This is a genomic window from Agromyces subbeticus DSM 16689, from assembly GCF_000421565.1.
Taxonomy (GTDB): Bacteria; Actinomycetota; Actinomycetes; order Actinomycetales; family Microbacteriaceae; genus Agromyces; species Agromyces subbeticus.
Genome location: NZ_ATXG01000010.1, coordinates 1 through 17,846 on the forward strand (window position 1 = coordinate 1; position 17,846 = coordinate 17,846).

A 17,846-nucleotide genomic window follows, 5' to 3' on the forward strand; every position below is an offset into this window, starting at 1 on the left:
AGATCGACCCCGAGACCGATCAGGTGCTCCGCGAGATGGAACTACCCGAGAACATCCGCGACCTCGGCATCGACGATGAGGCGCAACTGCTCTACGTCGGCCAGCAGAACCGCAACTGGGTCGTCGTCTCGATCGCGGATGCCACGTTCGGCCAGGTCGTGCGCGGGCCCTTCCCGTTCATCGAATCCAACCGCTCCATCGACGTCGACCCCGTGCGCGGACTCGTCTACGGCGCCGTTCCCTCCCGCGGCGTCGAAGTCCTCGACGCCAACACCGGCGCCTCACTCGGCGTCATCAACGGCACCGCCGACGCGTACTACGTCGCCGCCGACCCCGCAGCAGGCATCATCACCACGAGCTACTTCAGTGACGTGCCCGACGCGACGAATCTCGCCGCCTTCGACGTCGAGAACGACTTCGCGGAGCTCTGGTCGATTCCGTCACGTGCGAATCCGCGTCAGCTCGACGTCGATTCGACGAATGGGCTCGTCTACGTCGGCTACACCGGCACGGCGGCAGGTTCAGGTGGCTTCTCAGTGCACGATGTGAAGACGGGTGAACAGAAAGCCGATCTCGATGACCCCGAGTACGGAAAGGATGGCTACGGTATTTCGGTCGATGAGGAGCACCAGCGCGTGTTCGTCTCCAACCGCGACTTCCGCCTCAACCCGCCCGGCTCCGAACTCGACGCCGTCGCGGTGACCGTGAGCCAGCGAGTGGGTTCGGGCGGGCCGATCGACCCGACGGATCCGACCGATCCAACCGATCCGACCGATCCAACCGATCCAACCGATCCAACCGATCCAACCGACCCGCCCACGGGACTCGCCTACACCCCGTCGCCGCTCACGGCGATCCCTTCCGCCGAGTCGGCTCCCGACCTCGACGTCAAGCCCGTCGGCTCGGTCGTCGACCCCGTGACCGGGCACGTCTTCGTCGCCAACGAGCAGAGGCCGGCACGGGTGCTCGAGATCGATCCCCTCACCGACGCCGTCGTCGCCACTCACCTCGTGCCGGGCGGCGAGGCGGAAGGCGTGCGAGATGTGGCGATCGACGCGGAGAAGCGCGAGCTGTACGTCGCCTATGGTGCGGCGTGGGCGGTGCTGAGGCTCGACGACTCCTCTCTGCTTCGAGGCCCGTTCGCCTTCCCCTCGGGGAACGTGCGCGGCATCGACGTCGATCTCGCGGGCGGCAGGGTCTTCGGGGTCAGTCGAGCGAGCGGGTTCGATGTCATGGAGGCGACGACGGGAGCAGTGCTCACGACCGTCGCAACGCCGGGAGCGAACTGGCGCTCGCACGGCGTCGCTTATGATCCGATCGCGAAGCGCATCTACGTCAGCAACTCCGACGTGACGGGGGCGACCGCATCCGTTCGCGTGTATGACGACGCGGACTATGCGCTGGTCGCCGAGACCCTCACCTCCTCGGCGCCCGACTTGCGCTCGATCGCGGTCGACCCGATCGCGAAACGGCTCTATCTCGGCCACCAGAGCGATGCCTTCGACGCGAGCGGCGTGCTCGTGCTGAAGGCCGACGACCTCACGGTGATCGATGACTACCGGGTCACCGCATTCGGCAACAAGGTCTACGGCGTCTCGGTCGACACCGCGAAGGGAGTCGTGTACGTCTCGTCGCGCGATCGCTTCCCGACCGGCCTGATCAGGCTGCAGCGCGCGGCCGGCTGACTCCAATTGGTGACGCAGTGAATCGCCCCGCTCCACCGAGCGGGGCGATCCATGCTCCCTCGAACCATTGCAGGCGGTCTTGCGGCGCAAGCCTCTACCGTCCCGCGTCCTGACGCGCTACCGTCGGATCACCGGCAGTACCCGCAGGAGAGGATCCGATCATGACCGATTTCGTCGATCCACTGGAAGAGCCGCTCGACCTCGATCGCGACCCCGGCGCGCGGTACGAAGACGAGCTCGATGACGACCTCATCGACTCGGCACAGGCCGATCGAGAGGCGTCCATCGACGACTCCGACGACGACGGCCTGGGTGAGACCTCACCGCTCGACCTCGAGTAGGCGGCACCGCGCGAACGTCATCGCGGGGCGGCCGCAGTGCGCGACGTCAGTCCGCGTAGTCGGAGCGGCGCGCCGCGACATCCGCTTCGATGTCGAACGTCTCCGCGGCACCGCGTATGGCGCGTGCGCGAGCGATCCTGGGCAGATCGCTCCCATCGCGGATGCCGCAACGCTCGAGCGTCTCGAGCACGTCGAACGCCCACGCGAGTTCGGCGCCCGACGGACTGAGCGCCATGTTGACCGCGTCGACCTGCTCCTCGCGGAGGCAGAGCCGACCGGTCATGCCGAGGGATGCCGCGTGCTGCGAGGCATCCGTCAGCGCCGCCGGCTCCCGAGGCACCGTCGGCCCGTCGATCGGCCCCGGCAGGCCCGCGGCGCGACTCGTGCTGACGAGTCGCGAACGCGCGTAGAGCAGCGCGAGCGGGTCATCCGCCGCCCCGGTGTCGCGGCGGAAGTCGCCGCTGCCGAAGGCGAGGCGCGCGACGCCCGCGGTCTCGGCGATTTCGAGCGCCGCCTCGATGCCGCATGCGCTCTCGACGAGTGCGACGATCGGCAGGGCGCCGTCGAGCGCATCGAGGGTGCGTCGCACGTGATCGCGTGCCTCGACCTTGGCGAGCACCACGCCGGCGACGAGTTCGCGGCCGCGCAGCAGTGCGACATCCGTGCGCCATTCATCTGACGCCGCGTCGCCGATGCGCACCCATGGCCGCAACCCGCTCTCGGCCGCCGCGGCGAGCGCGCGGCGTGCTCGACCCTTGTCGGCCGCCGCGACGCCGTCTTCGAGGTCGACGACCACCGCGTCGGCGCGTGACGTCGCGACCCGCGTCGTGAGGTCGACCGCCGACCCGGGCACGAGCAGCCAGGAGCGGGCGAGCCCGGCGGGCACCGTCGGAACGGTGCCCGCCGGAGCAGTGCCGGCGGTGGCCGACGATGCGACGCGAACGTCAGCGCCCACGGGTCTGGCCCGCCTTCTCCTGCTCGAGCTCTCCCACGATGGCGGCGATCGTCGCCGTCGACGGGCGCTCCTCGCGCTCGAGCTCGGCCTGCTCGTCGCCCGAGAGGTGGTCGTCGACGCTCATCGTGGCCTCGTCGAAGGGCCGATCACCGGCGAGCACGCTGCCGAGCTGCTCGCGATCGAGCTCCTTCGTCCACGTGCCGACGAGCAGCGTGGCCACCGCGTTGCCGGTGAAGTTCGTGAGCGCGCGAGCCTCCGACATGAACCGGTCGATGCCCACGATCACACCGACGCCGTCGACGAGGTCGGGCCGGTGCGCCTGGAGGCCGCCGGCGAGCGTCGCGAGGCCCGCCCCGGTCACGCCCGCCGCCCCCTTCGACGCCACCATCATGAAGATCAAGAGGCCGACCTGCTCGCCGAGTGAGAGCGGAGTGCCCATCGCGCTCGCGATGAAGAGCGACGCCATCGTGAGGTAGATCGCGGTGCCGTCGAGGTTGAACGAGTAGCCCGTCGGCACCGTGATGCCGGCGACCGACTTGGAGACGCCGACGTGCTCCATCTTCGCGATGAGGCGCGGCAACGCGACCTCGCTCGACGACGTCGAGACGATCAGCAGGTACTCGCGGCCGAGGTACTTCATCATGCGGAAGATGTTGACCCGCGCGACCGCCCAGAGCAGCGACCCGAGCACGACGACGATGAAGATCGCGCACGTGATGTAGAACGCGATCATGAGCGTGCCGAGGCTGATGATCGCCGCGACACCGGTGTTGCCGACGACGGCGGCGATCGCGCCGAAGGCGCCGAGCGGCGCGATCCACATGATCATCGCGAGAATACGGAACACGAGCGCCTGGATCTGGCGGATCGCGCCGAGGATGGGTGCGCCCTTCGACCCCATCTTCTGCAGGGCGAAGCCGACGAGGAGCGCCACGAACAGCACCTGCAGGATGTTGCCGTCGGTGAGCGACGACAACATCGACACCGGGATGATCCCGAGGAGGAACTCGGTCGTGGTCTTCGGCTCGAGCGTGCTCGTGTCGTAGGTGGCACTGCCGATGTTCAGGCCCTCACCCGGGTGGATGAGGTTGCCGACCACGAGGCCGATGCCGAGCGCGAAGGTCGACATGACCATGAAGTACAGCAGCGCGAGCCCGCCGACCTTGCCGACGGTGGCCGCCTTCGCGATCGAACCGACGCCGAGCACGATCGTGCAGAAGATGATGGGGGCGATCATCATCTTGATGAGCAGCACGAACGCGTCGCCGATGGGCTTCAAGCCGACGGCGAAGTCGGGAACGACGAGGCCCACCGTGATGCCGGCGAACACGGCCACGATGACCGCGATGTAGAGGTAGTGCGAGGAATCGATCCTGCGCCGGGGCTTCGTGCCCGAGGCCTGAGACTGGAGCGCCATTGCCGTCTGCCTTCCGTGGGTCGGTCATCGCCGGTCGACGATGAGTCGGTATCGACCCAGAATGCGACGCCGGATGCCGCGGCATCGGGTTGTGTTCATACTGTTCGCGGCGGCCGGGCGGAAGCGTGTCTAGAGTGATCACGAGCGGCGTTGCGAGGTGAGCCATGGTGCAGTGGATTCGGGGCTGGAGCATCGCCGCGAAGCTCTTCGCGCTGCAGCTGGTGATGATCGTCGCGCTCGCGGCGATCACCGTGGTGTGGATCTGGGCCGACGCGCGCACGGATGTCGAACGCGATGCCGCGGCGAAGAGCCTCGCCGTCGCCGAGACGCTCGCCGCCGACCCCTATGTCGCGACCGCGCTCGGCACCACCGACCCGTCATCGCACTTGCAGCCGTACGCGCTCGACGTGATGCGCGAGGCCGGCATCGACTTCATCACGATCATGGCGCCCGATCGCGTGCGCTACACGCACCCCGATCCGGCGCAGATCGGTCAGCAGTTCCTCGGCAACATCGATCGCGCCCTCGACGGCGATGCATTCACCGAGACCTACACCGGCACGCTGGGCCCCTCGGTGCGAGCTGTCGTGCCGGTCGAAGCCGACGACGGTGAGATCGTCGCGCTGGTCGCCGTCGGTGTCACCGTCTCGAACACGCAGGTCGCGCTCGGCGCCCGCATCGCGACGGTTCTTCTCGCCGCCCTCGGCATGATCGGCATCGGCGCCGTCATCGCGTGGGTGCTGAGCCGCTACCTGCGGCGGGTCACGTGGGGTCGCGGGGCCGAGGAGATGAGCCGCATGTTCTCGTACTACGAGGGCGTGATGCACTCGATCGGCGAGGGTCTCGTGCTGCAAGACCGCTCGAACGCCGTCGTGCTCTACAACGATCGCGCGGCCGAACTGCTCGGATTGCCTCGACGCGAACGCCGCGATGGCCGCAGCGACGACGCGGCACCGGTGCCCTTGGCCGATCTTGAGCTGGCGCCGGCGGTGGCCGAGGTGCTCTCGCGCAACGATGCCGTCGTCGACGCGATCGCCATCACGCCGACGCACGTGCTCGTGATCGACCGCGACGTCATCGTCTCGCGAGAGCGCGAGCGCGCCCCCGCCGGCGGACGAATCGGTTCAGTCACCACCCTGCGCGACCACACCGAGCTGCAGGAGCTCACGGGAGAGCTCGAGACGATGACGACGCTCTCCGACGCGCTGCGGTCGCAAGCGCACGAGTTCGCCAATCGCCTGCACACGATCATCGCGCTCATCGAACTCGACCGGGCAGCGGATGCCGCGGCGCTCGCGAGCTCGGAGCTCGCCCTCAGCCAGGCGCTCGCCGATCGGCTCCTGTCGGCGGTCGAGGAGCCGGTGCTGCTCGCTCTCCTGCTCGGCAAGGCCGCGCAGGCGAGCGAACGCGGCATCGTCTTCGAGATCGAGCTGCCCGACCGGCTCGAGGCGACCGCGGTGCCCGCTCGAGACCTGATCACCATCGTGGGCAACCTCATCGACAACGCCCTCGACGCCGCCGCATCCACACCGGCACCGCGCGTCGAGGTCTCCGTCGAGGCTGAGCCGGGCGAGCTGCGCATCGCCGTGAGCGACAGCGGCCCGGGCCCGGATGCCGGTGACCACGTCTTCGACCTCGGCGTCACGACGAAGCACGCGGCCGGGCACGGCATCGGGCTCGCGCTCGTGCGCCAGACGGTTTCGCGCCTCGGCGGCGACATCCGCGTGCACGGCTCGACGTTCGCCGTTCGCGTGCCTCCCGCACTCGCCCCCGGGAACCCGCCGTCGCCGTCGTCGATGCCCTCGCCCCGGTCGGCGTCGTCATCCCCATCGTCGTCGTCCTCTGCGACGTCGAGTGCGGCGCACCCACATGACTGAGGCGCTCCGGGTGCTCGTCGTCGAAGACGACCCGATCACCGCCGAAGCCCACGCGGCCTACGTCATGAGGGTCGACGGCTTCGTCGTCGCCGGTGTCGCGCACACCGGCTCCGAGGCGTTCCGGTTGCTTCGCACCGCGCGCGACGGCCGCACTGCCCCGTTCGACCTCATCCTGCTCGACGTGAACCTGCCCGACACGACCGGCATCGAGCTGTGCCGGGCGCTTCGCGCCGCTGGCATCGAGATCGACGTCATCGCAGTCACCGCGGTGCGCGACGCCGCTGTCGTGCGGTCGGCGGTATCGCTCGGCATCGTGCAGTACCTGATCAAGCCGTTCGGCTTCGCGGCGTTCCTCGAGAAGCTGCTCGCCTATCACGACTACCACGCCCGGGTCGGCTCGGCCGGCATCACCGATCAACAGGAGGTCGATGCCTCGTTCGCCGCGCTTCGCACCTCGTCGGGCGCGGATCTCCCGAAGGGCCTGACCCGCGAGACGCTCGAGCGAGTGCGCGCCGCAGTGCGCGCCGCTCCGACCACGGCGATGTCGGCCGCCGAGCTCGCCGCACTGCTCGACCTCTCGCGAGTGACCGCCCGCCGCTATCTCGAGCACCTCGCCGACGCCGGCGTCGTCGAACGCGCAGGCCGGTACGGCACGCCCGGTCGGCCAGAAGTCGAGTACCGGCGTCGCTGAGCGCCGCGTGTTCGCACAGCACCGACGCCGACGCACGCCAACGCGCCACGGTGGCATGCGTTCGACGGGCGAAGACGATTACGACAGCGGCGGCCCGGCTCGCAGTCGCGCACGCGCGTAGTCGGCGACCTCGTCTGCGGCTACGCTCCAATCGGACTCGAGCCACCAGGTGGCGCCCGCGTCGGCCCACGGCTGCACGAGTGCCGCGTCCGCCGCGGCATCCGTGCCGCTCGTCGTGCCCTCTTGGATCACGTCGAACGGTCGATCGGAGAGTCCGAGCGCCGCACGCTCGGCAGTGATCCACGCGATCGCCTCGGCAGCGATCTCGGGGGTATAGAGGCTCGCCTGTTCGTCGGCGCTCGACGGTGAGGCCCCTGGCGGCGCGTAGTTCGGAATCCAGCCGTCGTATGCCGCGACCCGTCGCATGGACTTCATGCGGGGCCAGAGTCCGACGACCCAGGTGGGAATGCGTGGCTGCTGCACGATCGCGGGCGGCAGCATCGAATCGGTGCGCTTCGCGTGGAAATGCGCTCCGTCGTACTCGAACGGCTCGGCCCGCCAGAGGTGCTGCACGAGTTCGAGCGATTCGTCGAGCAATTCGGCCCGCTGCCGTCGGCCGGGGTCGTCTTCGAAGATCCAGAATCTCGGTTCGGCCTCGGAGACACCGAGCCCCGCGGAGAGGATGACACGGCCGTTCGAGAGCCGGTCGACCGTCATCGTCTGCCCGGCGAGCTCCCACGGGCGACGCCGCGGCACAGGCGTCAGCATCGTGCCGAGGCGGATCCGATCGGTCACCATGGCGGCCGCCGCGAGCGTGGCCCACGGATCGGTCGCCCAGATGCCCTCCCACACGAAGAAGCCGTGCCAACCGTGCGCTTCGGCGAGCGGTGCGAGCTCGACCGCGAGGCCGGGATCGGTGCCGGTGAAGATGAATCCCTGCTCCATGTGGCCGACGCTACCTCCGACCCCCGACAACGGATTCGCTCGATGCGATCTCGTGGCTGTTGCGGTGAATCGAGCAGATCGAGCTGCTTCGCGAGCGTTTCGCTTCCCACTGGCCCGAACGCCCTCTAGGCTGGTGAGGTAATCCTTACCTAACTCGAAGGGTCGCCTGATGACGATCGCTCCCCCTGCCTCGACCCGCACCGACGCGCAGCCACTCGATGTCGCCGCGCTCGTGCGCGCCGCGTCGGCCGACGACCACCGCGCGGCCGAGTCGCGCGGCTACATCGTGCAGCTCATGGGCGGTGAGCTCTCGCTCGCGGAGTACACGCGCTACCTCGCACAGTTCGGGTGGGTGTACGAGGCGCTCGAGGAGCGCGGCGGTCGCGACGGCGACCCCGCGGTGTTCGATCCCGAGCTCGCGCGCATGGCGGCGATCGAGTCCGACCTCGCGGCGCTCGGCGCCGGTGACTGGCGCGAGGCGCACCCGCCGCTGCCGGCGACCGCCGCCTACGCCGCCCACCTCCGCGCGATCGCCGACGACGACGTGCGCTATCTCGCGCACCACTACACGCGGTACCTCGGCGACCTCTCGGGCGGCCAGGCCATCGCACGTCTCGTCGCTCGGCACTACGGCGCGACGCCCGAGCAGCTCGGTTTCTACCGATTCGAGATCGCCGAAGACGGCGTCGTGCGCTACAAGCGCGGCTACCGCGAGGCGATGAACGACCTCGCCCTGTCTCCCGAGCAGGTCGACGTGCTCATCGCCGAGGTTCGCGAGTCGTTCCGGCTGAACGGCGCGATCTTCGAGGCACTCGCGGCCTGACCGGGGCCGAACTCGGCTGGGCGACGACGGACGTCGAGCGCCGAGTCATCCTCCAGTCGGATGTCGCACGCAAGCGCCCTCGGTAGACTGCTACGAACACCACGCTGCTGCCGACCCCCTCTCTGAGGGTTGACGGCGCGCCGTGCCCCACGACGACAGGAGATTCCTCCCGTGATCCACACCGCGCTCATTCCGTGGCTCGATCCTGAGACCATCATTTCCGGCGCCGGCCCCTGGGCGCTCGTCGTGGTCTGCGCCATCGTATTCGCCGAGACCGGCCTGCTCGTCGGATTCCTCCTGCCGGGCGACACGCTGCTCGTCATCTCGGGTCTGCTCACGCACACCGTGCTCGTCTTCGGCGTCGACATCTGGTGGGTGTGCCTCGCGATCGGCTTCGCCGCGTTCCTCGGCGGCGAGGTCGGCTACCTCATCGGCCACAAGTTCGGCCCGAGCATCTTCGAACGCAAGGAGTCCGGTCTCTTCAGCGTCAAGAACGTCGAACGCACGAACGCCTTCTTCGAGCGCTTCGGCGCGCTCGCGATCATCCTCGCCCGCTTCGTTCCGATCGTGCGCACCTTCGCACCCGTCGCCGCGGGCGTCGGCCACATGAACTACAAGAAGTACACGCTCTACAACTTCATCGGCGCGATCATCTGGGGTGTCGGGCTCACGTACTTCGGCTTCCTCATCGGCTACATCCCGCCGGTCGCCGACTTCGTGCAGGAATACATCGACGTCATCCTGCTCGGCGCGGTCGTGCTCACGCTCATTCCCACGCTGTGGCACTACTTCTCCTCGGCGCACAAGGCACGCAAGGCGGCCGCGGCCGGTGCCGATGTCGTGACCGATCACACCGAGGCCGAGCAGCTCGTGCTCGACCCCGAGGTCTTCGACCGCGGCACTGACGAGCGCTAGTCCGACCGGGCGCCATCGAGCGACCCGCCTCGGATCCTCAGTCAGGGGTGCTGCGGCTGCTCGTGCTCGGCGCGCCCCGCCGGCTCGAGCTGGAACGTCGAGTGCGCCACGTCGAAGTGGTCGCTGAGACATCCGCCGAGCTCGTCGAGCAGCTCCCCCGCGCGACCCGATGCGAACACCTCGGGTTCGACCTCGACGTGCGCGCTGAACACGTGCGACCCCGAGGTGATCGCCCACACATGCACGTCGTGCACGGCGACCACGCCGGGCGCACCGAGAATGTGCGTGCGGATCTCGGCCACGTCGGTGTCGGCCGGCGCCGACTCGAAGAGCACCCGCGCCACGTCACGGAGCAGCGCGAGCGCGCGCGGAACGATGAGGGCGGCGATCGCGAGTGAGGCGATCGGGTCGGCCGCATCGAAACCGGTGAACACGATCACGAGCGCCGCCGCGATGACGAGCACCGAGCCGATCAGGTCGCCGAGCACCTCGAGGTAGGCGCCGCGCAGATTGATCGAGTCCTTCGCACCGCCGCGCAGCACGAGCATCGCCGCCACGTTCGCCGCGAGGCCGATGGCGGCGACGACGAGCATCGGCACACCCTGCACCTCATGCGCTTCACCCTCGGCGCCGCTCAGGAGCCGCCCGACCGCACCGATCGCGACCGACACCGCCACGACGACGAGGATCACACCGTTGATCAACGCCCCGAAGACCTCGGCCCGTCGATACCCGTACGTCTGCCGGTCGGTCGCCGGGCGTGCGGCGACCACGGCGGCCATGAGCGCGACGACGAGACCGATCAGGTCGCTCATCATGTGCCCGGCATCTGCGAGGAGCGCGAGCGACCCGCTGATGACCGCGCCGATGAGCTGCACCACGAGGAAGGCGCCGATGATGGCGATCGCCACCCAGAGGCGGGTGCGGTTGGAGGTCGTCGCGTGAGCGTGATCGTGTGCCATGTCTCCACCAGCGTATGCCGGGAATCGTCGCCCGCTCCAAGATAGGAATGAGTCGCGTTCTCGGGAGTGCTGCCGGCGCCGCGGTCGCCGGCAGCACTCCCACCGCGGTCCGGTCACCCGAGCCCGCTGCGGAAGCCCTCCCGCCAGCTCGGCCAGATGGGCGTCCACCCCAGTTCGCGCTTCGCCTTCGCGTTCGACGCCCCCCGCACCTGCGTCATCATCGAGACTCCGTGCTCGCCGATGAGCGGCTTCGCGAGCCAAGCCGGCACGCGCATCGGCGGCTTGGCGCCGATCGCTTCGGCGAGCGCCGGCAGCCACTCCGAGACGGGAGCCGGTTCGTCGTCGACGATGTTGTACACACCGGCCGCGCCCCGAAGCACCGCGGCGGCGGTCGCGGATGCCGCATCGTCGATGTGGCAGAACGAGGTGATTCCGGTGCCGCCGCCCACGAGCGGGAGCTTGCCCGACTCGAGCATCGTCACCATCTCGCCGCGCCGGCCGAGCGACTGGCCGGGGCCGTACAGCGCGCCGTAACGCAGCGCGAGGCCGCCGGCGGCCGTCGTCACCTCCTCCACATGCCGGATCGCCGCGAGGGACTCCCGCGAGGCATCGGTCGGGTGAGCGTCGAGCGGATCCTCCTCCGTCTTCACGGGGCTGCCGGTGCGCTCGCTCGGCCAGCCCGCGTAGCTCTGCGCGATGAATCGCGTCGTGCCCACCTCGGCGCCCGCCGCCAGCAGGTGGTCGGTGCCGTGCGTGCGCAGCTGGTTCGTCGTGGCGAAGGTGCGGTCGAAGTGCTTGAGGTCGATGCCGCCCGACAGCGCCGTGAGTTCATGCACGATCACGTCTGGTCTGGTGTCAAGCACGGCGGCGCGCACCGACGCCCCGTCGAGCCCGTCCATCACGAGTCCGTGCGCCCCGGCCGCATCGACGCCGGCGACCCCCTCGTGCCTCGTCGTCGTGCCGAACACCTCGTGGCCGTCTGCCAGGAGCAGCGGCACGAGCCTCCTTCCGATGGCGCCAGTGGCGCCGGCGATGAACACTCGCATTTCGGTCTCTCTTTCTCTCACCATCCCCGACGCGGATGCCACTGAATCTGTGACACGGCACACGAGATGCCTCGCTGCTGCCGAGCGCGATGTGCCATCCTCGAAGCATGTCGATGACCGACGAGACGCAAGCGGCGCTTCGACCCCTCATGTTCTCCGTCGCGTACCGCATGCTCGGCAGCGTCGTCGAGGCGGAGGACGTCGTGCAGGATGCCTACGTGCGCTTGCAGGAACGTGCGGTTGCGGGCGACGAGATCCGGAATCCCGATGCTTTCGCCGTCACGGTCGCGACCCGGCTCGCCATCGACGTGCTGCGCTCGGCGCGACGGAGCCGCGAGGTCTACGTCGGCCCGTGGATGCCGGAGCCCCTACCCGACGACGACGCGGATCCCGCCCACCGCATCGAGCGCGATGAGACACTGTCGTTCGCATTCCTCGCCGTGCTCGAACGGCTCGGCCCGGTCGAGCGGGCCGTGTTCCTCCTCCGCGAGGTGTTCGCCTACGACTACCGTGCGATCGGCGAGGTCGTCGATCGCGATGAGACGGCGTGCCGCCAGATCCTGCACCGGGCGAAGGCACGCATCGCCGAGAGTCGACGACGGTTCGACGGCATCGACGAACGTGACTCCGCCCTCTCCGACGCGTTCTTCTCCGCGCTCGAGGCTGGCGACGTCGAGCAGCTCGTCGACCGACTCGCCGACGACGTGGTGTTCTACGGCGACGGCGGCGGCAAGGCGCCCGCGATCCAGCACGCGATGCACGGCGCGGTGGCGGTTGCACGGTTCCTCGGTGGCCTCGTTCGACGCGGTGCCACGGTCGGAGTGCGCTTCGAGCGGCGGCCGGTGAACGGCGCTCCTGCACTGTGGGTGCGGGCACCCGACGGAGCGCTGCTGAGCGTGCTCGTCGTGGAGTTCGCCGCCGGCTCGGCACAGGTCATCGCGAACCAGCTCAACCCCGAGAAGCTCGCGCACCTCGGACCGGTCGGCGACACGGTCGCGCTCTTCGGCGGTCGCGCTCAGACCTGAGCAACGCATGCGCCGCCATGGTCGAGGCTGTGGCCGGATGCCGCGCGCCCGCAGCATCCGCTCGATCAGGCCGGAGCGATCCAGCGCAACGGCACGTCGATCGTGACCTCGGTGCCGCGGCCCACGACGGTGTGCCAGTCGATCGTGCCACCGAGCTCACCCTGGATCAGGGTGCGCACGATCTGCGTGCCGAGCCCCTCGCCGACCTTGCCCTCGGGCAGGCCCGAACCGGTGTCGCGCACCTGCACGGTGAGTGTCGTCGGCGAGCGGTCGGCCGTGATCTCGACATCGCCCTCCTGACCTGCGAGGCCGTGCTCGACGGCGTTCGTGACGAGTTCGGTGAGCGCGAGCGCGAGCGGCGTCGCGTACTCGCTCGGCAGCACCCCGAACGACCCCGAGCGCTTCGGATGCGCCGTCGTGTTGTGCGCGGAGGCGACTTCGGCGACGAGCAGCAGCGCGCGATCGAAGACCGCGTCGAAGTCGACGTTCTGCGACAGCCCCTCGGAGAGGGTGTCGTGCACGACGGCGATCGCACCCACCCGGCGCATGGCCTGTGTGAGGGCCTCTCGTGCCTCGTTCGAGTGCGTTCGGCGGGCCTGGATGCGCAGGAGCGATGCGACCGTCTGCAGGTTGTTCTTCACCCGATGATGGATCTCGCGAATCGTCGCGTCTTTCGTGATGAGTTCCTGCTCCTGATGGCGCAGCTCGGTGACGTCGCGACTCAGGACGATGGCGCCGATGCGCTCGCCGCGGTGCCGGATCGGGATCGCACGAAGCGACACGGTGACGCCGCGCGACTCGACGTCGGTGCGCCACGGCGCACGGCCGGTGACCACGAGGGGCAGCGATTCGTCGACGACGAGCTTGCCCGCGAGCAATCGAGTCGTCACCTCGGCGAGCGACTCGCCCTCGAGCTCGTCGTCGAACCCCATGCGATTGAAGGCCGAGAGCGCGTTGGGGCTTGCGAACGTCGTGATGCCGTCGACGTCGAGCCGAATCAGGCCGTCGGAGGCGCGCGGGGCGCCGCGACGGGGACCGGTCGGGGCACCGAGGTCGGGAAAATCGCCGGAGGCGATCATCTGGAAGAGCTCTTCGGCGCACTCGTTGAACGTGAGTTCCTGACGGCTCGGCGTACGAGTGGCGCCGAGGTTCGTGTGGCGGGTGATCACCGCCACCGGCTCTGGGGCGACATTCGTGCCGGCGGTGGTCAGCCGTCGCATGACCGGCACAGCCCGCACACGCGTGGGCATCTCTTCGTACCAGTCAGGGGCCGACGAATCGACGATGCGGGCGCTCGAGTACGCCTGGCCGACGAGTTCGCGCCACTGCGGCTTGATCTCCTGGCCCACGAAGTCCCGGTAGAAGAGCGTCGCCGCACTCGAAGGCCGGGCGTGCGCGACCGCGACGAACGCGTCGTCACCCGATGGAACCCACAGCACGATATCGGCGAAGGCGAGGTCGGCGAGCAACTGCAGGTCGCCGACCAGCATGTGCAGCCAATCGACATCGGCCTGACTGCTGCGGCCCTGGGCGAGGACGAGATCACTGAGGGTCGACACAGTTCCAGCGTAGTGCGGAGTGGCGCTCAGCCAGTCGCAGCCCGCCGCAGCGCTGGAATCGAGAAGCCGCGACGCCGCGCCGGCTGAGGAACGGGCAGCAGGCCCTCGAGTGCGTAGTCGCGAATCGCTGCGCGCAGCGGAGACCGCGGCGCGGCGTCGCGCAGGGTGCGCGCGGTCAGGATCGCGGCATCGGTCGCCTTCGCATCGTGCGGCAGGAGCGTCGCCTCGGTCATGCCACCGAAGCGCCGAAGCGTCTGACGCACCTGAGCATGGGCATCGATGCCGAGCGCGCTCGTGCGCACCCGGTTGACCACGACGTCGACTCGCTCAGGCTCGACGAGGTCGATGAGTTCGCCGTGCCCGCGCAGCAGCCGCGAGAGCCCGACCGGATCTGCGAGCCCGACGGCCACCACCCGGTCGGCTGCAGCGAGCGCGGCGAAGGTCGCAGCGTTGCGGCGAGGAGCGAACTGGTCGCTCGTCAGCTCTTCGTCGTGCTCGAGGCTGAAGCCGGTGTCGACGACGACGTACTCGACCCAGGTGCGCATCGCGCCGAGCGCCGCGGTGACGCGCTCGCGGGAGAGTTCCGGCCACCGGCTCGGGCCGACGAGCCCCGTGAAGACGTTGAAGGCGACGCGCGGCGCCGAGTACCGCTGGGCGATGCGTTCGAGCTCGGCGCGATCGAGCGCCTCGGCTCCCGCGAGCCGGCACGCCGAGGCGAACCCGGGAGCCTCGTCGAGCAGGCCCAGCGATGGTGCGATCGCGCCGCCGTAGGGGTCGGCGTCGACGAGCGCGACGGTGTGGCCCGCAGCGGCGATCTCTGCGGCGAGGTTCACCGCGAGCGTGGTGCGCCCCGGCGCGCCTCCTGGCCCCCACACGGCGATGACGGATGCCGCACGCTCGCGGCTCACTCGAACGTCGCCGAGACGCGACGGCACCGGCACTCCCCCGCTCACGAGCGATTCGATCTCGCTCCACGGAGCTGCGGCATCGACGACCTCGTGCAGGCCGAGGTGTGCTGCGTGTGCGCGCTCGGCGTCGCTCACGGCGAGTGCCACCACCCGGATGCCGCGCTCGTCACATGCGGTCAGCAGTTCGGCGCTGAGCGTGCCCCTGCCTGCACCGACGATGACGACCTCGGGTGCGAGCACCTCGAGGCTGTCGAGGAGATCGCGCCAGCCGACGAGCCGCGCGAGGATCGTGTGACCGTGTTCGATGACGTCGGCGAGGAGGCGGTCTTCGATCGAGCCGTCGAGCGCGAGTGCGAGGCGCGCCATCTCACTCGCCCGCCGAGCGAGCCGGCACGAGATCGATCGCATCGGCTGCGGCGAGTGCCTCGAGCAGCGCAGCCACCTTCTCGCGGGGAATCAGCAGCTCGACCGAGACTCCGTCGGTCGAGACCATGCCCTCGCTCTCGATGATGCCCGCGATCTCGGCGCCCGAGACGAGCACCGAGGGCGGCTCGAAGCCTCCTCGCTCGACCTGCTTCGCGGTCCAGACGTCGACCTGCGCACCGGCGGCGATGCCGGCCGGCAATGGCCCACGACTCGGGACGACGATCGTCGCCAGTCCGGTGCGATCGGCCTCGTCGACGGCAGCATCGGGCACGAGTTCGCCGGCATGCACCGTGCGCGTGATGACGAAGCCGTCGGCCGGGACATCGCCGACAGCCAGGTAGTGCGCACCGGCCGCGCCGAGGCGCACCGATTCGGTGCCGAGGTCGTCGGCCTGAATCGTCGTGCCCGGCGTGAGCGTGTCGCGAGCGACATAGACCTCGACACCGTCGTCGAGGCCCGACACGAGAGTCCAGACTCCGATGGTCGAGCCGGCGATGAGCACGATCCCGATGATGAGACGCGGGTCGAGTCGGAGGGCTCCCCGCTCACCTCGTTCCTGTCGACGTGCCATCGTGTGTTCCCTTCTGCGGGGCGCGTGTCGCGCCGGCGTCTATCGTCACCCGAACCCGCGAGTCCGGCGTGAAGTTATCCACAGTCCCCCCGCCCGCCACTCGATCGGTCGATAATCAAGTCATGACCTCTCCAGGTTCGGGCGACGAGATCGGCCGCTTCCTCACGCTCGCCGACGCGGCTGAGATTCTCGCCGTCGACGTGGCGACCGTCGACGAGCTGGTCCGATCCGGCGAGTTGCCGGCGATCCGGATCGGCACGACCGGGCCGTGGCGCATCGAGCGCGCGCAGCTCGAGGTCTGGATCGAACTGCAATACGAAGAGACCCGCAAGCACGCGGTCTGGAATCAGGGCGAGTACGCGAACATCGTCGAGCTCTCGGGCGCGCGCAACTCGCGCATCCGTCCCGTCGACTGACGTCGAATCGGAGTCGTCAGCGGCTGCACTGCTGCGACGGCGCCGAGTCAGCGGAAGTCGACCACGAGCAGTCGCGAGAGCGGCACGATGCGGTATCCGTGCACCGCGTTCTCGCGCCGGGTCGCCCCCGGCTCATGCAGGGCCAGGTCGACATGATCGCGCGCGACCCGGTCGATCGTTCCGTGCGTCTCTCCGTCGATCGTGCTCAGCCGAACGGGGGTGCGACGGCGGCAGAGATCTCGCAGCACGAATGGGAGCCCGATGCGCTCGGCGAGCCGCGCGGTGGCTTCGGGCACCGACTCGAGACTCGGCTCGAGCTGCGCTCGGGTGGGCAGCACGGCCGCAATCGCCGCCATCGGCACGACGCACTGCAGGCCCGCGGCGCCGGCGGTGGCGGAACGACCGCTGACCCAGTCGCGGCCGAAGACCTGGGGTCGCAGAGCGAGCACCCTGCCACCGTGCAGCTCGATGGCGATGTGTGCATCGGGATCATCGGCCGCCGAGCGCGCGATGGCCGCCAGTCGGTCTCGAAGCGTCAGCCGACCGAGTCGCAGTCGCTCCTCTTCGATGGCGAGCGCTCGCTCCTCATCGCGCTGATCCTGGTCGATCTGCGACTCGAGATCATCGAAAAGGAGGTCCCAGCGCATGCAGTGACGCTACAGCGCATCGCCGACGGGTGAGCAACGTTTTCCACAGGCGAGGAAATCTCTTGACACGGTTACGGCCCCTGATTACGGTTCATTCAGGGATCGCCCGCTGTCCCCCATCCGGGGGTGATCCCCATCGTCACGCCGAAAGGCCGGCGAGCCCTCCTCTCCCTTGGAGCACAGATGACCGCAAACGACGCGATCGCCGGCAGAACCGCAGTGATCCGAGGATCCGCAGCGCACTACCTCGACGACGATGACGAGTACTTCGGCCGCCAGCCTGCTCGTCGCACCGAGCTGCCCGACCCCGAGCCCATGCTGCGAAACCTCACGCACTGCGTCATCGAGGCGTTGTCGGGCGCTCGTGATCTCGAGCAGCTCGCGAGGTGGGTGAACGACGACGTCTACCGGAACCTCTCGAAGCGGGTGGTGCTCGCAGCACGCGCGCGCCGCGTCAAAGGGCAGTCCCCGCAGCGGCCGGCCTTCTCCGTCGGGCGAGTGCACATGTGCGAGCCCACTGACGGCGTCGTCGAAGCCGTCGTGCTGGTGCACCAGAAGGCGCGGTCGAGGGCGGTCGCGATTCGCATCGAGGGGTTCGACCAGCGCTGGCGTGCAAGCGCCATCGGCGTGCTCTGAG

At 69.2% G+C, this 17,846-nt stretch carries 18 protein-coding genes; 9 read left to right on the plus strand and 9 right to left on the minus strand.

What is annotated here, in order from left to right; translation table 11 throughout:
* Together H521_RS25875 and H521_RS0113515 are read left to right on the plus strand one after the other, a co-directional pair.
* Positions 1-1,685, plus strand: a 1,685-nt coding sequence (locus H521_RS25875) for a YncE family protein (RefSeq protein WP_040424708.1), incomplete at its 5' end; no start/stop codon positions are given.
* 161 nt (positions 1,686-1,846) lie between these two features.
* Complete coding sequence (locus tag H521_RS0113515) at positions 1,847-2,026, plus strand: hypothetical protein (RefSeq protein ID WP_022893562.1); 180 nt, start codon at positions 1,847-1,849, stop codon at positions 2,024-2,026.
* 46 nt (positions 2,027-2,072) lie between these two features.
* On the opposite strand, the gene H521_RS23340 is transcribed toward H521_RS0113515, so the two are convergent.
* Together H521_RS23340 and H521_RS23345 are read right to left on the minus strand one after the other, a co-directional pair.
* Positions 2,073-2,981, minus strand: a complete 909-nt coding sequence (locus tag H521_RS23340; RefSeq protein WP_022893563.1) for an HpcH/HpaI aldolase/citrate lyase family protein — start codon at positions 2,979-2,981, stop codon at positions 2,073-2,075.
* Positions 2,971-4,398, minus strand: a complete 1,428-nt coding sequence (locus H521_RS23345) for a cation:dicarboxylate symporter family transporter (protein ID WP_022893564.1) — start codon at positions 4,396-4,398, stop codon at positions 2,971-2,973. The genes H521_RS23340 and H521_RS23345 overlap by 11 nt, the downstream gene beginning before the upstream one ends.
* A 164-nt stretch (positions 4,399-4,562) precedes the next feature.
* On the opposite strand from H521_RS23345, the gene H521_RS23350 reads away from it, so the two are divergent.
* Both H521_RS23350 and H521_RS0113535 read left to right on the plus strand, forming a co-directional pair.
* Positions 4,563-6,275, plus strand: a complete 1,713-nt coding sequence (locus H521_RS23350; RefSeq protein ID WP_022893565.1) for an ATP-binding protein — start codon at positions 4,563-4,565, stop codon at positions 6,273-6,275.
* Positions 6,268-6,966 carry a response regulator gene (locus H521_RS0113535; RefSeq protein ID WP_022893566.1) on the plus strand — a complete coding sequence of 233 codons (699 nt, stop codon included), beginning with the start codon at positions 6,268-6,270 and terminating at the stop codon, positions 6,964-6,966. Before H521_RS23350 ends, H521_RS0113535 begins: the two co-directional genes overlap by 8 nt.
* Before the next feature lie 78 nt (positions 6,967-7,044).
* On the opposite strand, the gene H521_RS0113540 is transcribed toward H521_RS0113535, so the two are convergent.
* Positions 7,045-7,911, minus strand: coding sequence for an LLM class flavin-dependent oxidoreductase (locus H521_RS0113540; RefSeq protein ID WP_022893567.1), 867 nt, complete (start codon positions 7,909-7,911; stop codon positions 7,045-7,047).
* A gap of 169 nt (positions 7,912-8,080) precedes the next feature.
* Here H521_RS0113540 and H521_RS0113545 point away from each other — a divergent pair, with 169 nt between their 5' ends.
* Together H521_RS0113545 and H521_RS0113550 are read left to right on the plus strand one after the other, a co-directional pair.
* Positions 8,081-8,734, plus strand: coding sequence for a biliverdin-producing heme oxygenase (locus H521_RS0113545; RefSeq protein WP_022893568.1), 654 nt, complete (start codon positions 8,081-8,083; stop codon positions 8,732-8,734).
* Between the two features lie 174 nt (positions 8,735-8,908).
* A complete protein-coding gene (locus tag H521_RS0113550; RefSeq protein WP_026482279.1) occupies positions 8,909-9,649 on the plus strand; it encodes a DedA family protein in 741 nt (246 codons plus the stop codon).
* Between the two features lie 41 nt (positions 9,650-9,690).
* On the opposite strand, the gene H521_RS0113555 is transcribed toward H521_RS0113550, so the two are convergent.
* Both H521_RS0113555 and H521_RS0113560 read right to left on the minus strand, forming a co-directional pair.
* Positions 9,691-10,611 carry a cation diffusion facilitator family transporter gene (locus tag H521_RS0113555; protein ID WP_022893570.1) on the minus strand — a complete coding sequence of 307 codons (921 nt, stop codon included), beginning with the start codon at positions 10,609-10,611 and terminating at the stop codon, positions 9,691-9,693.
* 113 nt (positions 10,612-10,724) lie between these two features.
* Positions 10,725-11,657, minus strand: a complete 933-nt coding sequence (locus H521_RS0113560; RefSeq protein ID WP_022893571.1) for an NAD-dependent epimerase/dehydratase family protein — start codon at positions 11,655-11,657, stop codon at positions 10,725-10,727.
* Between the two features lie 107 nt (positions 11,658-11,764).
* Between H521_RS0113560 and sigJ the strand changes: the two genes are divergently transcribed.
* Complete coding sequence (gene sigJ / locus H521_RS0113565; protein ID WP_022893572.1) at positions 11,765-12,682, plus strand: RNA polymerase sigma factor SigJ; 918 nt, start codon at positions 11,765-11,767, stop codon at positions 12,680-12,682.
* A gap of 65 nt (positions 12,683-12,747) precedes the next feature.
* Here sigJ and H521_RS0113570 read toward each other — a convergent pair whose 3' ends face one another.
* The 3 genes from H521_RS0113570 to H521_RS23360 are packed head-to-tail and all read right to left on the minus strand — an operon-like array spanning position 12,748 to position 16,146.
* Complete coding sequence (locus H521_RS0113570) at positions 12,748-14,241, minus strand: sensor histidine kinase (RefSeq protein ID WP_022893573.1); 1,494 nt, start codon at positions 14,239-14,241, stop codon at positions 12,748-12,750.
* A 26-nt stretch (positions 14,242-14,267) separates the two neighbouring features.
* Positions 14,268-15,515 (minus strand): CpaE/TadZ family protein, encoded by a 1,248-nt coding sequence (locus tag H521_RS23355; RefSeq protein WP_022893574.1) that lies wholly within the window; start codon positions 15,513-15,515, stop codon positions 14,268-14,270.
* 1 nt (position 15,516) lies between these two features.
* Entirely contained in the window at positions 15,517-16,146 is a 630-nt protein-coding gene (locus H521_RS23360) for an SAF domain-containing protein (RefSeq protein ID WP_022893575.1), read from the minus strand.
* A 122-nt stretch (positions 16,147-16,268) separates the two neighbouring features.
* Here H521_RS23360 and H521_RS0113585 point away from each other — a divergent pair, with 122 nt between their 5' ends.
* Positions 16,269-16,562 (plus strand): helix-turn-helix domain-containing protein, encoded by a 294-nt coding sequence (locus tag H521_RS0113585; protein WP_022893576.1) that lies wholly within the window; start codon positions 16,269-16,271, stop codon positions 16,560-16,562.
* A gap of 47 nt (positions 16,563-16,609) precedes the next feature.
* Here H521_RS0113585 and H521_RS0113590 read toward each other — a convergent pair whose 3' ends face one another.
* Positions 16,610-17,209, minus strand: coding sequence for a hypothetical protein (locus tag H521_RS0113590; protein ID WP_022893577.1), 600 nt, complete (start codon positions 17,207-17,209; stop codon positions 16,610-16,612).
* A gap of 183 nt (positions 17,210-17,392) precedes the next feature.
* On the opposite strand from H521_RS0113590, the gene H521_RS23365 reads away from it, so the two are divergent.
* On the plus strand, positions 17,393-17,845 hold the full coding sequence (locus tag H521_RS23365) for an Rv3235 family protein (protein WP_022893578.1): 453 nt from the start codon (positions 17,393-17,395) through the stop codon (positions 17,843-17,845).
* The last annotated feature ends 1 nt before the right edge of the window (position 17,846 follow it).

Coding starts and splice junctions, on each gene's coding strand:
- H521_RS0113545 (WP_022893568.1), top strand. CDS start 8,081: ATGACGATCGCTCCCCCTGCCTCGACCCGCACCGACGCGCAGCCACTC.
- H521_RS0113590 (WP_022893577.1), bottom strand. CDS start 17,209: ATGCGCTGGGACCTCCTTTTCGATGATCTCGAGTCGCAGATCGACCAG.
- H521_RS23345 (WP_022893564.1), bottom strand. CDS start 4,398: ATGGCGCTCCAGTCTCAGGCCTCGGGCACGAAGCCCCGGCGCAGGATC.
- H521_RS23360 (WP_022893575.1), bottom strand. CDS start 16,146: ATGGCACGTCGACAGGAACGAGGTGAGCGGGGAGCCCTCCGACTCGAC.
- sigJ (WP_022893572.1), top strand. CDS start 11,765: ATGTCGATGACCGACGAGACGCAAGCGGCGCTTCGACCCCTCATGTTC.
- H521_RS23365 (WP_022893578.1), top strand. CDS start 17,393: ATGACCGCAAACGACGCGATCGCCGGCAGAACCGCAGTGATCCGAGGA.
- H521_RS23355 (WP_022893574.1), bottom strand. CDS start 15,515: ATGGCGCGCCTCGCACTCGCGCTCGACGGCTCGATCGAAGACCGCCTC.
- H521_RS0113535 (WP_022893566.1), top strand. CDS start 6,268: ATGACTGAGGCGCTCCGGGTGCTCGTCGTCGAAGACGACCCGATCACC.
- H521_RS0113540 (WP_022893567.1), bottom strand. CDS start 7,911: ATGGAGCAGGGATTCATCTTCACCGGCACCGATCCCGGCCTCGCGGTC.
- H521_RS0113585 (WP_022893576.1), top strand. CDS start 16,269: ATGACCTCTCCAGGTTCGGGCGACGAGATCGGCCGCTTCCTCACGCTC.
- H521_RS23350 (WP_022893565.1), top strand. CDS start 4,563: ATGGTGCAGTGGATTCGGGGCTGGAGCATCGCCGCGAAGCTCTTCGCG.
- H521_RS0113555 (WP_022893570.1), bottom strand. CDS start 10,611: ATGGCACACGATCACGCTCACGCGACGACCTCCAACCGCACCCGCCTC.
- H521_RS0113560 (WP_022893571.1), bottom strand. CDS start 11,657: ATGCGAGTGTTCATCGCCGGCGCCACTGGCGCCATCGGAAGGAGGCTC.
- H521_RS0113515 (WP_022893562.1), top strand. CDS start 1,847: ATGACCGATTTCGTCGATCCACTGGAAGAGCCGCTCGACCTCGATCGC.